General features: G+C 68.4%; 14 protein-coding genes and 2 pseudogenes. 6 read left to right on the forward strand and 10 right to left on the reverse strand.

Features of this window, described 5'->3' with window-relative positions; all coding sequences use genetic code 11:
• Nucleotides 1–169: 169 nt before the first annotated feature.
• The 4 genes from JWQ81_RS40215 to JWQ81_RS40230 form a co-directional block, all read right to left on the reverse strand.
• Nucleotides 170–868: a response regulator transcription factor gene (locus tag JWQ81_RS40215; RefSeq protein ID WP_297550260.1), complete on the reverse strand. Its 699-nt coding sequence runs from the start codon at nt 866–868 to the stop codon at nt 170–172.
• Nucleotides 869–893: 25 nt separating this feature from the next.
• Nucleotides 894–1,703: a sugar phosphate isomerase/epimerase gene (locus JWQ81_RS40220; RefSeq protein WP_297550262.1), complete on the reverse strand. Its 810-nt coding sequence runs from the start codon at nt 1,701–1,703 to the stop codon at nt 894–896.
• Nucleotides 1,703–2,854 carry a dihydrodipicolinate synthase family protein gene (locus JWQ81_RS40225; protein WP_297550264.1) on the reverse strand — a complete coding sequence of 384 codons (1,152 nt, stop codon included), beginning with the start codon at nt 2,852–2,854 and terminating at the stop codon, nt 1,703–1,705. Before JWQ81_RS40225 ends, JWQ81_RS40220 begins: the two co-directional genes overlap by 1 nt.
• Nucleotides 2,855–2,932: 78 nt before the next feature.
• A complete protein-coding gene (locus JWQ81_RS40230; protein ID WP_297550265.1) occupies nt 2,933–3,970 on the reverse strand; it encodes a LacI family DNA-binding transcriptional regulator in 1,038 nt (345 codons plus the stop codon).
• A gap of 131 nt (nt 3,971–4,101) precedes the next feature.
• Here JWQ81_RS40230 and pip point away from each other — a divergent pair, with 131 nt between their 5' ends.
• The 4 genes from pip to lpdA are packed head-to-tail and all read left to right on the forward strand — an operon-like array spanning nt 4,102 to nt 7,774.
• Nucleotides 4,102–5,064, forward strand: a complete 963-nt coding sequence (gene pip / locus JWQ81_RS40235) for a prolyl aminopeptidase (RefSeq protein ID WP_297550267.1) — start codon at nt 4,102–4,104, stop codon at nt 5,062–5,064.
• Nucleotides 5,065–5,103: 39 nt separating this feature from the next.
• Nucleotides 5,104–5,508 carry a nitroreductase family deazaflavin-dependent oxidoreductase gene (locus JWQ81_RS40240; RefSeq protein ID WP_297550269.1) on the forward strand — a complete coding sequence of 135 codons (405 nt, stop codon included), beginning with the start codon at nt 5,104–5,106 and terminating at the stop codon, nt 5,506–5,508.
• 56 nt (nt 5,509–5,564) lie between these two features.
• Nucleotides 5,565–6,353 carry a 1-acyl-sn-glycerol-3-phosphate acyltransferase gene (locus JWQ81_RS40245; RefSeq protein WP_297550270.1) on the forward strand — a complete coding sequence of 263 codons (789 nt, stop codon included), beginning with the start codon at nt 5,565–5,567 and terminating at the stop codon, nt 6,351–6,353.
• 23 nt (nt 6,354–6,376) lie between these two features.
• Nucleotides 6,377–7,774, forward strand: coding sequence for a dihydrolipoyl dehydrogenase (gene lpdA / locus JWQ81_RS40250; protein ID WP_297550272.1), 1,398 nt, complete (start codon nt 6,377–6,379; stop codon nt 7,772–7,774).
• A 102-nt stretch (nt 7,775–7,876) separates the two neighbouring features.
• Here the strand turns inward: lpdA and JWQ81_RS40255 are convergent, their stop codons facing one another.
• From JWQ81_RS40255 to JWQ81_RS40270, 4 genes and pseudogenes are all read right to left on the reverse strand, one after another.
• Entirely contained in the window at nt 7,877–8,107 is a 231-nt protein-coding gene (locus JWQ81_RS40255; protein ID WP_366942377.1) for an AMED_5909 family protein, read from the reverse strand.
• Entirely contained in the window at nt 8,104–8,331 is a 228-nt protein-coding gene (locus JWQ81_RS40260; RefSeq protein ID WP_297550274.1) for a hypothetical protein, read from the reverse strand. Before JWQ81_RS40260 ends, JWQ81_RS40255 begins: the two co-directional genes overlap by 4 nt.
• Nucleotides 8,332–8,439: 108 nt before the next feature.
• Nucleotides 8,440–8,634, reverse strand: a pseudogene (locus tag JWQ81_RS40265) (flavoprotein); the annotation flags it as partial.
• A pseudogene (locus JWQ81_RS40270) lies at nt 8,627–8,752 on the reverse strand (SDR family NAD(P)-dependent oxidoreductase); the annotation flags it as partial. The pseudogenes JWQ81_RS40265 and JWQ81_RS40270, both read right to left, overlap by 8 nt.
• A gap of 188 nt (nt 8,753–8,940) precedes the next feature.
• Here JWQ81_RS40270 and JWQ81_RS40275 point away from each other — a divergent pair.
• Nucleotides 8,941–10,689, forward strand: coding sequence for a lipoxygenase family protein (locus tag JWQ81_RS40275; RefSeq protein ID WP_297550276.1), 1,749 nt, complete (start codon nt 8,941–8,943; stop codon nt 10,687–10,689).
• A gap of 188 nt (nt 10,690–10,877) precedes the next feature.
• Entirely contained in the window at nt 10,878–12,797 is a 1,920-nt protein-coding gene (locus JWQ81_RS40280; protein ID WP_297550278.1) for a S8 family serine peptidase, read from the forward strand.
• A 65-nt stretch (nt 12,798–12,862) separates the two neighbouring features.
• Here JWQ81_RS40280 and JWQ81_RS40285 read toward each other — a convergent pair whose 3' ends face one another.
• Nucleotides 12,863–13,084 (reverse strand): hypothetical protein, encoded by a 222-nt coding sequence (locus JWQ81_RS40285; protein ID WP_297550280.1) that lies wholly within the window; start codon nt 13,082–13,084, stop codon nt 12,863–12,865.
• Nucleotides 13,071–13,307: a DUF6400 family protein gene (locus tag JWQ81_RS40290; protein WP_297550282.1), complete on the reverse strand. Its 237-nt coding sequence runs from the start codon at nt 13,305–13,307 to the stop codon at nt 13,071–13,073. Before JWQ81_RS40290 ends, JWQ81_RS40285 begins: the two co-directional genes overlap by 14 nt.
• Nucleotides 13,308–13,326: the final 19 nt, after the last annotated feature.

The raw sequence follows: 13,326 nt of genomic DNA on the forward strand, positions 1-13,326 counted from the left end.
GCAGGGCACTTTTGTACAAGGGTGCCCTCTCTGGTCGCGTTCGTGCGCCGGTGCCCTTCGCAACTCGACGGCGAGTTGCGGTACTTAGGGCTTGCAACGATCGCAACTCGACGGCGAGTTGCGCGGACCACCCCGCCCGGAGACCCCACAAAAGCGCAAAAGTGCGGCGTTAGGAGCGGGGGCGTTCCAGGCGGTAGCCGTGGCCGCGGAGGGTGGAGATCTCCGGCACCTGGTCGGTCGACGTCGCCGACGCGGCCAGTTTGCGGCGCAATGCGGCGATGTGGACATCGAGGGTCTTCGTCGAGCCGTACCAGTGCTCGTCCCACACCTCGCTCATCAGCGTCTCCCGGCTGACCGCGACCCCCGGCTCCTCGGCCAGCCGGGCGAGCAGGTCGAACTCCTTCGAGCGCAGGGCGACCTCGCTGCCGGCCAGGCTCACCCGGCGCCCGGCGGTGTCGACCCGCAGGTGCCCGATGGTGAGCGCCGGGCTCGTCGGCGCGCTGGTGCCACCGCGCCGCAGGTGGGCGCGCACGCGTGCGAGCAGCTCACCGAGCCGGACGGGTTTGGTGAGGTAGTCGTCCGCCCCGGCCTCGAGCCCGACGACGACGTCCATCTCCTCGGTCCGCGCGGTGAGGATCACCAGTACCGCGCTCGGTAGCATCGCGCGGAGCCGACGGCACACTTCGACGCCGTCGAGATCGGGCAGGCCCAGGTCGAGCAGCACGAGGTCGAACTCACTCGCGGCGGCTTCGGTCAGCGCGTCGTGACCGGTGCGCTGCCAGGACACGGCGTACCCGTGCAGCCGCAGACTCGATTCGAGGACTTTCCCGATCGTGTCATCGTCTTCGACCACCAGCAGCTTGGACATACCCGCAGCGTAGCCAATGCGAGCCTCAGACCACGTGATTTCGGTACGCATTGACGACGGCGGCGAGCGCGTCGGCGCCGGGCCGGGCCCACAGCTCGGCGTTGAACACCTCGACCTCGATCGGCCCGGTGTAGCCGGCGGCCTCGACACAGGCGCGGAGGTGGCGGTGGTCGATCGGGCCGTCGCCGGGCAGCGCGCGGCCGAGCAGCGTGTCGGTCAGGGGCACCAGCTGGTCGCACACGTGGAAGCCGACGATCCGCCCGGCCGCCTGCGCGATCGACGCCTCGATGTCCGGGTCCCACCAGACATGGAACTCGTCGACGATGACGCCCACCGCGTCCGCCGGATGCTCCCGCGCGATCGTCCACGCCTGATCCACAGTGGACAGCACGGACCGTTCGGCGCACTGCATGGGATGCAGCGGTTCCAGCCCGAGCCGGACCCCGCGCTCGCGCGCGTAGGGGGCGAGCTCCCCGACAGCGTCCGCGACGCGCTGCCGTGACCCGGCGAGGTCGTTGTCGACGACTCCGCCGACCACCAGCACCAGCACGTCCGTGCCGAGTGCCACGGCTTCGTCGATCGCGGTTCGCGTCTCGGCTATCCCGTCCACAAGGGAGCCGTCGGGCAGGAAACCCGTGAAGAAACCGCCGCGGCACAACGACGACACCCGCAACCCGTGGTCCGCCACCAGCCGCGCGGTCCTGTCGAGCCCGGTTTCGGCGACCTTGTCCCGCCACAGCCCGATCCAGCCGACCCCGGCCTCGGCGCACCCGGCGACAGCCTCCGCGACCGACCATCTCTTCGTGCTGATCTGGTTGAGACTCAGCCGGTCCATCACGGCACACCCGCCGCCGCGAGCAGTGGGCGCATGCGCGCGACCGCGAGATCCGGGTCGGTCAGCACGCCCGCAGCGTCCGCGAGCCGCAACACACTGGCCAGGTGCGTGACCGACCGCGCGGACTCCAGCCCGCCGACCATCCGAAAATGCCGCTGGTGGCCGTTCAGGTAAGCCAGGAACACCACGCCCACCTTGTAGAACGGCGTCGGCGTGCGGAAGATCTCGCGAGACAGCGCGACCGTCGGGTCCAGCAGCTTCCGGAAGACCGCCACGTCACCGGAATCCAGCTTCGCCAGCGCGGCTCCGGCGACCGGCGCGATCGGGTCGAAGATGCCGAGCAGTGCCTCGGAGTGGCCGAGCCCGTCGCCCGCGATCAGCTCCGGATAGTTGAAGTCGTCACCGGTGTAGCACGCGACGCCGTCCGGAAGCGCGCGACGGAACGCGATTTCGACCTCGGCGTCGAGCACCGAAACCTTGACACCGGCGAGCACAGAGCTGTGATCCGCGCACAGTCCAGCCAGCTCGGACGCGGCGTCGCGAACGTCCTGGTGGCCCCAATATCCCGAGAGCGCCGGGTCGAACTGCTCGCCGAGCCAGTGCAGCAGCACCGGACCGTCGGTCGCGGAAAGCAGCTTTCCGTACGCCGTGAGGTAGTCCTCGGACCCGGACGCGGCGGCGGCCAGCGCCCGGCTGGCCATCACGACCGGGGTCGCGCCGGCTTCGAGCACGAGGTCGAGCTGCTCGCGCCAGGCGTCCACAATGGACTCGATGCGGGCCGGGCCGGGCGGCAACTGGTCGGTTCCGACGCCGGCCACCCAGCTCCGTCCGGCTGCCGCGGCGCCCGTCCGCGTGATCAGCTCCCGCGTCTTCGCCCAGTCCAATCCCATCCCGCGCTGCGCGGTGTCCATCGCTTCGGCGACACCGAGTCCGCACGACCACAGGTGCTCCCGGAAGGCCAGCGTGGCGTCCCAGTCCAGTGCCGTCGACTCGCCCGGATCGCCAGGGGACAACGGATCCGCGACGACGTGGGCCGCGGCGAAAACCGAGCGCGATCCGGCTGGACGTGCCGTCGGAGCCGGGGCGAGCAGCCCGGACGGCAGCCAGTCTTCGAGGCCGCCGCCGGGGGTGGGGAGGGACAGCGCGGTCATGGTCCGCCTCTCTCGCTATCGCTGAAAGCGCTTTCTCGGACGGTAGGCCATCAAGGTTCGCGCGACAAGAGCCCGGCTTCAGCGGGCGGGTGGGGCGGTGCTTTCCCGCAGGACGACTTCGCCGGGTAGGCGCACTGTGCGGCTTCGGGTGGTTCGCGCACCCCGGATCGCGAGTTCCATCGCTCGCTCGCCGAGCTGTTCCAGCGGCAGGGCGACCGTCGTCAGCGCCGGGCTCAGGTCGCGGACGACCGGGATGTCGTCGAACCCGGCCAGCGAGACTTCCCCAGGCACGGAAATGCCCGCCTCGCGCAACGCCGTGAGCGCCCCGATCGCCATCACGTCGGTGACCGCGAAAACGCAGGTCGGGAGGGTGCCGCCGCGGGCGATCAACGTCTGCATCGCCGCGTAACCGCCGTCGCGGGTGAACGCGCTCTCGACGATGTCTTCCTCGGCGAGCTTGACGTCGTTGTCGGCCAGCTCGCCGGCGAATCCGGCCAGCCTGTCGACGACCGTGGTCAGCGTGCGCGGCCCGGCGAGCACGGCGAACCGGCGGTGACCGAGTTCCAGCATCGCCCCCGCCAGCGCGGCCGCGCCCTCGAGGTTCTCCGGCTGGACGCTGTCCACCCTGAGGCTTCGGTGGCGGCTGACCACCGCCACCTGCCCGCCGCCGCGGCGGTACGGGTCGAGTTCGGCGGCCAGCGCGCGCTCCCAGGCGCGGTCCTCGAACCCGGACCCGATCAGGAGGATCGCGGAGGCCCGCTGGGCGCGCAGCATCGACACGTACTCGACTTCCTTGTACGGGTCGCGGAACGTGCTCGCGAGCATCACCAGCAGCCCGTTCGCGCTGGCCACCCGCATCACGCCGGTCGCGATGGCGACGAAGTACGGGTCGCTCACGTCGTGGCAGATCACCCCGACCGCCGGCCGCGCGCCGCCCGCCAGCGCCTGGGCGTGCGCGTTGGGGGTGTAGGCGAGTTCGGAAGCCGCCAGGACCACGCGTTCCCGCAGGTCGGGCCGCACATTCGTGGTGCCGTTGAGCACTCGGGACGCGGTCGCGAGCGACACCTGCGCGCTGCGTGCGACGTCCTCTAGGGTGACGTGGGGGCGAGCGATCATGGAAACCCTCCGTCGGCCGTTCGTCACGGCCGCGGTCCCCGGCCGCAGACAGTCTAACGGCCGTTCCCATGCCTGCTCCGGAACCGGTTTCACCGTCCGAAATGGACCACCCGAGTGGAGGAACGCCAGCCATGAACGGCTTCTACCCCGAGATCGAACCGTACCGCCACGGCATGTTGTCCGTAGGCGAAGGCAACGAGGTCTACTGGGAGGAGTGCGGAAACCCCAACGGCAAGCCGGTCGTCTTCCTGCACGGCGGTCCGGGCGGCGGGTCGAGTGCCAAGAACCGGTGCCTGTTCGACCCGGCGCGGTACCGGATCGTGCTGTTCGACCAGCGCGGCTGCGGGCGCAGCACCCCGCACTGCAGCACGCCCGAGGCGGATCTGGCCTCGAACACGACCTGGCACCTCGTCGCCGACATGGAACGTCTGCGCGAACATCTGGAGATCGACCGCTGGCAGGTGTTCGGCGGTTCCTGGGGCAGCACGCTCGCGCTGGCCTACGGCGAGACGCATCCGGAGCGGACGTCGGAGCTGGTCCTCCGCGGCGTGTTCACCCTGCGGAAAGCCGAACTCGACTGGTTCTACAACGGCGGGGCCGGGAACCTGTTCCCCGAGGCCTGGGCGCGTTTCCTCGAACCGGTGCCGGTTGCCAGGCGCGGCGAAGACCTGATCGCGGTCTACCACGACCTGCTGCACGATCCTGACCCCGCGGTCCACCAGTCGGCCGCGCTCGCGTGGAGCGGGTGGGAGTCGCGAACGCTCACGCTGCGCCCTCGGCAGGACCTGCTCGACGCCTTCAGCTCCCCGGAGTTCGCGCTGGCGTTCGCCCGCATCGAAAACCACTACTTCCGCAACGGGGGCTGGTTCGAAGAGGGGCAGCTCCTGCGTGACGCGGGGAAGCTCTCGGGCATACCGTGCGTTGTCGTCCAAGGACGTTATGACGTCGTCACGCCCGCGAAGACGGCATGGGACCTCAAGCAGGCCCTGCCCGGCACGGAACTGATCATCGTCGGCGACTCCGGGCACTCGTTCGACGAGCCGGGGACGTTGCCAGAGCTGATCAGCGCGACGGACCGGCTTGCCGGAGGATGACCGCCAGGCCGGAAGTTTTCCATGAAAGGGGTTTTGTCCATGTTGTTCGGTGACGAACACGTCCGCCGCTACGAAGAGACCGACGGCGTGGAGGGCCACGACTGGCAGGAAGGCGTGCCCGCGCTGGTCCTGACCACGACCGGCCGCAAGACCGGCCAGGAGCGCAAGTTCGCCCTGATCTACCAGGAGATCGACGGCAAACACGTCATCGTCGCCTCCAAGGGCGGCGCCGAGCAGCACCCCGGCTGGTACTTCAACCTGCTCGAGCACCCCGAGGTGAAGGTGCAGGTCAAGGCCGACAAGTACACCGCGCGGGCCCGGACCGCCGAGGGGGAAGAGCGGGCCAAGCTGTGGCCCCTGATGGCCAAGGTCTGGCCGGACTACGACGAGTACCAGAAGAAGACCGACCGGGAGATTCCGGTCGTCGTGCTCGACCGGGTGTGACGACGGCCGCGTTCTCCTGATTCCCGGTAGCCGATCCGGTCTCCGATCGGCTACGAATGACCGTTGTGGCACTAGGACGAGTAACGCGAGGACGCTGGACCGCGCTGGACACCGGGCGCGGTCCGCTCACCTACCGCGAGATGATCGCGTATGGGCGCCGGTTCGCGCGTGCGGGCAGGGGCGTTTGGTACAGCGCCGCCATCGAAGTGATCTGGCCGTGCCTCGTGCTGCTCACCCGCTTCCGGGCTCGCGGGGCGGACAACATCCCGAAGACCGGCGGCGTGGTCGTCGCGTCCAACCACCTGTCCTTCTTGGACCCGACGACGCTCGCCGCGTTCGTGCTGGAGGCTGGGCGCGTGCCTCGGTTCCTGGCGAAGGCGAGCCTGTGGAAGGTGCCGGTGCTCGGCCCGATCATGCGGAACGGACGGCACATCCCGGTCCACCGCGGCACGACGACCGCGGGCGGTGCCTACCGTGACGCCGTCGCCGCCGTCAACGCCGGGGAGTGCGTGGCGATCTTCCCGGAGTCGACGTTCTCCGACGACCCGGACCACTGGCCGATGAAGGGCAAGACCGGGGCCGCGCGCATCGCGCTGGAGACCGGCGCGCCGGTGGTCCCGGTCGCCAACTGGGGCACGCACCGGCTGCTGCCGTCCACGGTGTGGATCCCGCGGGGCTTCCCGCGCAAGACCGTCGACCTGGTGGCGGGTCCACCGGTCGACCTGGACGACCTGCGTGGGCCCGATCCGTCACGCGAGGTGCTCGACGAGGCGACCGCGCGCATCATGGCGGCGATCACGGCGCTCCTCGGTGTGACGCGAGGAGAGTCACCCCCGGTCGGCTGAGTGCAGCGGGCATGATGGCTGGTATGAGCGCACATTTCGATGTTGTTGTCCTGGGCGCCGGCCCGGGTGGGTACGTCGCCGCGATCCGGGCCGCCCAGCTGGGTCTCAAGGCCGCCGTCGTCGAGGAGCGATACTGGGGAGGCGTCTGTCTGAATGTCGGCTGCATCCCCTCGAAGGCGCTGCTGCGTAACGCCGAGCTCGCCCACCTGGTGACCAAGGAGGCGCGGACGTTCGGTATCCACTCGGACAGCCCGATCACCTTCGACTTCGGCGCGGCGTTCGACCGCAGCCGCAAGGTCGCCGACGGCCGGGTCAAGGGCGTCCACTTCCTGATGAAGAAGAACGCGATCACGGAGTTCTCCGGCCGCGGCACGTTCACCGACGCGCACACGATGCGCGTCGCCACGGACGACGGCACCGAGACCATCACGTTCGACAACGCCATCATCGCCGCCGGCGCCACCACGAAGCTGCTGCCGGGCACGTCGAAGAGCGAGCGCGTCGTGACGTACGAGGAGCAGATCCTCGACCGGACGCTGCCGAAGAGCATCATCATCGCCGGTGCGGGCGCGATCGGCGTCGAGTTCGCGTACGTGCTGCACAACTACGGCGTCAAGGTGACCATCGTCGAGTTCCTCGACCGGATGGTGCCGCTGGAGGACGTCGAGGTCTCGGCGGAACTCGCCAAGCGCTACCGCAAGCTGGGCGTCGAAGTCCTCACGTCGACGCGGGTGGAGTCGATCGACGAGTCCGGCGCGAAGGTGCGCGTGACGGTGTCGAAGGACGGGCAGCAGCAGGTCCTCGAAGCGGACAAGGTGCTGCAGGCGATCGGTTTCCAGCCACGTGTCGAGGGCTACGGCCTGGAGAACACCGGCGTCGACCTGACCGAGCGCGGCGCGATCGCCATCGACGGCCATTGCCGCACCAACGTCCCGCACATCTTCGCCATCGGCGATGTCACCGCGAAACTCATGCTCGCGCACGCCGCGGAGTCCATGGGCATCATCGCCGCGGAGACGATCGGTGGCGCCGAGACCATGGAACTCGACTACACCATGATCCCGCGCGCGACCTTCTGCCAGCCGCAGATCGCCAGCTTCGGCTGGACCGAAGCGCAGGCACGGGAAAAGGGCTTCGACGTCAATGTCGCGAAGTTCCCCTTCACCGCCAACGGCAAAGCCCAAGGCCTCGCCGACGCCGGCGGCTTCGTCAAGATCCTCAGCGACGCCGAACACGGTGAGCTGCTCGGCGCGCACATCATCGGCCCGGAGGCCAGCGAGCTGCTCCCGGAACTGACTTTGGCGCAGCAGTGGGACCTGACCGTCACCGAAGTCGCCCGCAACGTCCACGCCCACCCGACCCTGGGTGAGGCCGTCAAGGAAGCCATCCACGGCCTTGCCGGCCACATGATCAACATGTGATCGCGGCCGCGTGTGCACCTGGCGTCCGGCCGTGTGCAGTTCGCGTACGTTCTGACTTGGGGGACGTTTCGTACAATTCAATTGTACGAAACGTCCCCCAAGTCATTTGCCGAGCAGCTGAGCGAACTCCGCAGCCTTGCGCTGCTCGTACCCGACCCAGTACAGCGCCTCGTGGTGATGCCCCCGGTCGATGTCCGCGATCTCCGCATGCAACCGCGCTTTCCGCAGATGAAAAGCCTGCCACGTAAGCAAATCCGCGTCCGGCTTCGGCCTGACGCGGCGAGCGTGATCGTGTGCCTCGGACAGAGTCTGCGGCGTAGTCGTCGCACTCACCTTGGGTGGACTTCGAGGAAGTCGGCCATCTCCTCAGTGCCATCGCGGAGCTGGCGAAGGAACCTCACGAACTCCGGCCACGTCGCCGGTCCACCCGGGACCGTGATCGCCAGGCTCTCGGGGGCGAAGAAGATCACCAGCGCCGGTTGGTCGGTGTGCATTCCCAGCACCCGCATCCCCTCGACCGCACCCGGCCCCGGAGCCAACGCCGTATCGAACATCATCTGTTTGTCCTTTGTGTCTATTGCCGAGCGCTGGACGCGCTGGAGTCAGGAGACACCTGGGCGGGAGTGATCACCCGGACAAACTGTCCGGGTCGGTTCCGCGAGGGACTAGCGCTCAGCGGGAACAGCCGTTTCGATCGCACCCAGCATTGCTGCCCAGGGCAACTCCCGGCCCGGAGCGCTCCGCGGTTCGTGCAGTGGCCAGACGTCGTCGCCGTAGAGCAGGTGCACGCCGACCCGCCGCAATCCTTCGATGTGCAGGTTCCAGAACGGCTGGCGAGCATGAGCCGCCTTAACTCGCGGGGTCGCGTGCCCCGGCGTAGACCGTGCGCGCCCCTGTCTCGAGCAGGACGCGGGCGAACGCCCGGCCCAGTCCTCTGTTTGCTCCCGTGACCAGCGCCACGGCCCCTTCGATCTGCATGTCAAACCCTCCCAGTGAGTACTTGGACCGACCGTAGCGCCGACCACCGACAGTTTCCGCGGGCCGCGTTCCCGATGTGCGGGACAGCTGCCCCGGGGATCCACTGTGGACGGCCTAAACGGGCAAGGTTCGCCCGTCCGGGTAGCTCGTCGATGACGCGGGGAACTGCACCCGCTACTGTCGGCTTCGTGCCCGAGTATTTGATTTCCCAGCAGGACGACCGCGCCGAGCGAGCCGAGCAGGTGGCCGCCGTGCGGGCGAGCTACAAATACAATATGGACCTCGGTTTTCCGGTGGTCGCCGGCACTCGCCCCGAGGACGAGCCGTCCCTGCGCTGGCAGGTGAAATCCCTGGAGTCGCAGGAGCGGACGCGCCTCAACCTGCGGTTGCTCAAGCGCCGTGGCAAGTGGAACTTCATCAACGAACTGCAGCCGCTCGCCCCGGTGAAACTGGCCACGATGGTCAAGAACGACAACATGGCGGGCATTGTCGATTACTTCATGCCCATTCCCGGCGGCGTCAACGGTGATCCCCGCGACAAGAGCCTTCGTGAATTCCGAGAAGTATTCGCGTTAGGGCAGCCGCCGTCGGTGGTGGAACGGTTCGAATCTGACGAATACTTCGCCGAATGCATGGTCGCCGGACCCGATCCCACGCGGCTGATCCAGCTCCGCAGCGTTCCGGGCAAGTTCCCGTTCACCTCCGAGCATCTCACCGGCCTCCCGGACTTCGCCGGTGACGACCTGCCGACGGCGATGGCGGCCGGCCGGGTCTACTGGATCGACTACGAGCTGATGTCCGAACTGGACAACGGAAAGCACCCGCAGGCGCCGAAGTACATGTACGCGCCGATGGTCGCGTTCTGCGTGCCGCGCGGCGGCGGGCCGTTGCGGCCGTTCGCCATCCAATGTGGACAGGACCCGGCCGGCCGCGAGATCTACACGCCGACCGACGGCTACTCGTGGCGCATCGCGAAGAACTGCGTGCTCTCCGCACACAACACCTACCACGAAGTGCTCACCCACCTCGGGTTCACGCATCTGATGAGCGAGCCGGTGCTGATCTCGGCCGTCCGCAACCTGGCGGCCAACCACCCGGTCGCCGTGCTGCTGCGACGTCATTTCGAGGGCACGTTCACCATCAACAAACTGGCCGTCGAGCTGCTCATCCAGCCCGGCAAGGCCGTCGAGTACCTGATCGGGTCGGACCTGAAGAGCACGTACCCGTGGCTGGCCAAGCACCGCACCAACCACTCCTTCCGGGACAACTACCTCCCGACGAAACTTTCCGCCACCGGCACCGACCGGATCGGCGAGCTGCCGTACCACCCGTACCGCGACGACGGCTTGCTCGTCTGGAACGCGATCTACGCCTGGATCAGCGATTTCGTCGCCGCGTACTACCGGACCGACGCCGACGTCCTCACCGACCACGAGCTGCAGGCGTGGGCTTCGGAGGTCGCTTCTCCCGAGGGCGGCCAGGTCCGGGACTTCGGCGCGACGCCCGGTCAGATCGGCGACCGGAACGACCTCGTTGAGATCCTCACCATGGTCGTCTGGACGGCTGGTCCGCAGCACGCCGCGGTGAACTTCGCGCAGAAGGACCACATGGCGTTCCTTCCGGCAAACCCCCTGGCCGGGTACACCGAGGAGCCGCGCGGCAAGGAGCACACCGAGGCAGATTGGCTGGCGAACCTGCCGCCGCTCGACGTCGCCGTGCAGCAGTTCTGCGTGATGAACTTCCTCGGCTCGATCCACCACACCGTGCTCGGCGACTACGAGGACGACTTCAAGGGTTCGCGGGTCGCGGGCGCGCTGGGCAAGTTCGTCGGGAACCTGACGAGCATCGAGGACGAGATCATCGCGCGGAACCGCCGCCGTCCGCAGGCCTACCACTACCTGCAGCCTTCGCTGATCCCGAACAGCACCAACATCTGATCCCCGCTTGCCCGGAGCCGGGCAAGCGGGGCGTTCTGCCCACCATGTGGACTTTCGGGCGTTCCCGACTTTGGTCGGTGGTGATCGTCCCGGCGGCTCCTTAGATTCTCCTGATTACACCCGGTCGGGTGTCATCCGTTCGTGATTGCGCGAGTGGAGCCTGGCCGCGTTGGAACAGGGAGTCCCCCATGGTCAGATTCAACCGGGTAGTGCTGTATTCGGTTCCGATAGCCGTCGGCGCGGTGCTGTTGTCCACGGCCGTGGCCGTGGCGCAGCCGTCCGCAGCCGGCGCCGAGTCCGCCCGCACCCAGGCCGGTATCAGCGCATTGCAGGGGATCAAGCAGACGCTTTCCCCGGCCGAGCGCAAGCAGTCGAGTGCGCTGGTCGTCGAAAAGCGGCTTCGCGCGGACCGGAACCTGGCCGGTGAACTCCCTGGTTACCGCAGTGGTGTGGGCGTCACGAACACCGGCACGGTCGGTGTCGACATCAAGGCGACCTCGGTGGATCCCGCGCTGTTGACCGCGATCAGGAGCGTCGGCGGCAAGGTCAAGTACAGCTCCGGAGTGGACGGTTCCGTCAGCGCGGACCTGCCGCTGGGCGCTCTCGACGGCATCGCTGCCCGCGCCGACGTCAGCTCGGTCAAGCCCGCCGCTCAGGCGACGACGTGGAACGAAGCGGCGCCGGCCGGGTCACAGCGGCAGCAACTCGCTGCGAGCGCCCTCGCCGCCACTGTCACCTCTGAGGGTGACAAGGCGCATGGCGCGGACACAGCGCGTACCAAGTACGGCGTGAGCGGCGCCGGCGTCAAGGTTTGCGTGCTTTCCGACGGCGTCAACTCGCTGTCGAAGTCGCAGACCGCCGGTGAACTCCCCGCTGTCGACGTGCTGTCCGGCCAGGCCGGGAGCGGCGACGAAGGCACCGCGATGCTGGAGATCGTCCACGACCTCGCCCCGAACGCGACTCTCGGTTTCGCGACCGCGATGACCAGCGAGGTCAGCTTCGCCGCGAACATCCGTTCACTGCAGAGCACCGGCAAGTGCACCGTCATCGTCGACGACGTCGGCTACTACGACGAGTCGCCGTTCCAGGACGGTCCGGTGGCCCAGGCCGTCAACGCCGTCACCGCGGCGGGCGCGCTCTACTTCTCGTCGGCCGGCAACTCGGGCAACCTGACCGACGGCACCAGCGGCTACTGGGAAGGCGACTACGTCAACTCGGGTCAGACGCTGAGCGGGATTTCCGGTACCGCGCACGACTTCGACCCGAGCAGCGCGACCCAGCTGTACGACCCGCTTTCGGCGGGCTCGCTCGGCAAGCCGGTGACGCTGTTCTGGTCCGACCCGCTGGGCAAGTCGGCGAACGACTACGACCTCTACATCCTGAACTCGGCCGGCAGCGTGGTGGCGTCCAGCCAGGACTCGCAGACCGGTACGCAGAACCCGTACGAGATCGCGGCGGTGCCGACCACCGGGTCCGGCTACAAGGTGGCCGTGGTCAAGTACAGCGGTGCCGACCGGTTCCTCGCGCTCAACGTGGTCCGCGGCAGGTTTGTCGCTTCCGGCACGCTGAAAGCGTTCAGCACCAACGGTGTCACCTCCGGCCACTCGGCAGCGGCGGCCGCGTTCAGTGTCGCGGCGGCACCGGCCGCGGTCGCGTTCGGACGCCCGCTCGAGACCGGCGACCCGGCGAACCCGACCGGCCCCTACCCAGGCACGTTCACCTCGGCCAGCAAGTGGGAGCGGTTCTCCTCGGACGGCAAGCGGCACCTGTTCTACAACGCCGACGGCACCGCGGTCACGCCCGGCAACGTCTCGGCCACCGGCGGCACCACGCGCTTGAAGCCGGACATCACCGCGGCTGATGGCGTGTCCACTGCGGTCACCGGGTTCCAGCCGTTCTACGGCACATCGGCGGCGGCACCGCACGCGGCGGCCATCGCGGCGCTGCTGCTGTCGGGCAAGCCGACGGCGACGCAGGCGCAGATCCGCACAGCGCTCGTTGCCAGCACGATCGACCTCGGCGCGGCCGGGTTCGACACCGTGACCGGCAACGGGATCATCATGGCGGGACCAGCTCTGGCCGCGCTCGGGGTGGCCCCGGTCGGCTAGGCAAGGCCGGCTAGGCAAAACACCAAAAGGGACGTTCGTCGCGCCGAGTGCGACGAACGTCCCTTTCAGCGAACGGGCGTGGACTTCCGGGTGTCGTGGCTCCACAGGTGGGTGCACTCGGGGCACTGCAGGTGCAGGAGACTCGCCTTGTTGGCGAGGAGGTACTGCCAGTGGTCGCCGCAGGTTCGGCCGTTTTCGCAGGTCAGGCAGCTCTTGCCGTGGCCGCACCGCGGGCAGGTGAACCAGGCGCGACGGCCGAGGTCTGCCGTGGGGTCAAGCGGCATCACGGCCCGCCTCCCGAGGTGGCAGCACACCCGCTTCGACCAGCTGGGCGTAGATGGCTTCCTGCTCGGCGTCGAGGCCGGAGTAGAGGAGGTCGTAGGCTTCCTGCTCACCTTGGATGGCGGCGACCGGATCCCAATCGGGGCCGAGCGCTTTGAGCACTTCCGCGCGCCGCCGCAGTTCGTCCGCTGTCAGGTCGACCGCGAACTCGAATACCGAGTCGGCCATGTGATCACGTTCCTCGCCA

This window comes from Amycolatopsis sp. (assembly GCF_025464955.1).
Taxonomy (GTDB): Bacteria; Actinomycetota; Actinomycetes; order Mycobacteriales; family Pseudonocardiaceae; genus Amycolatopsis.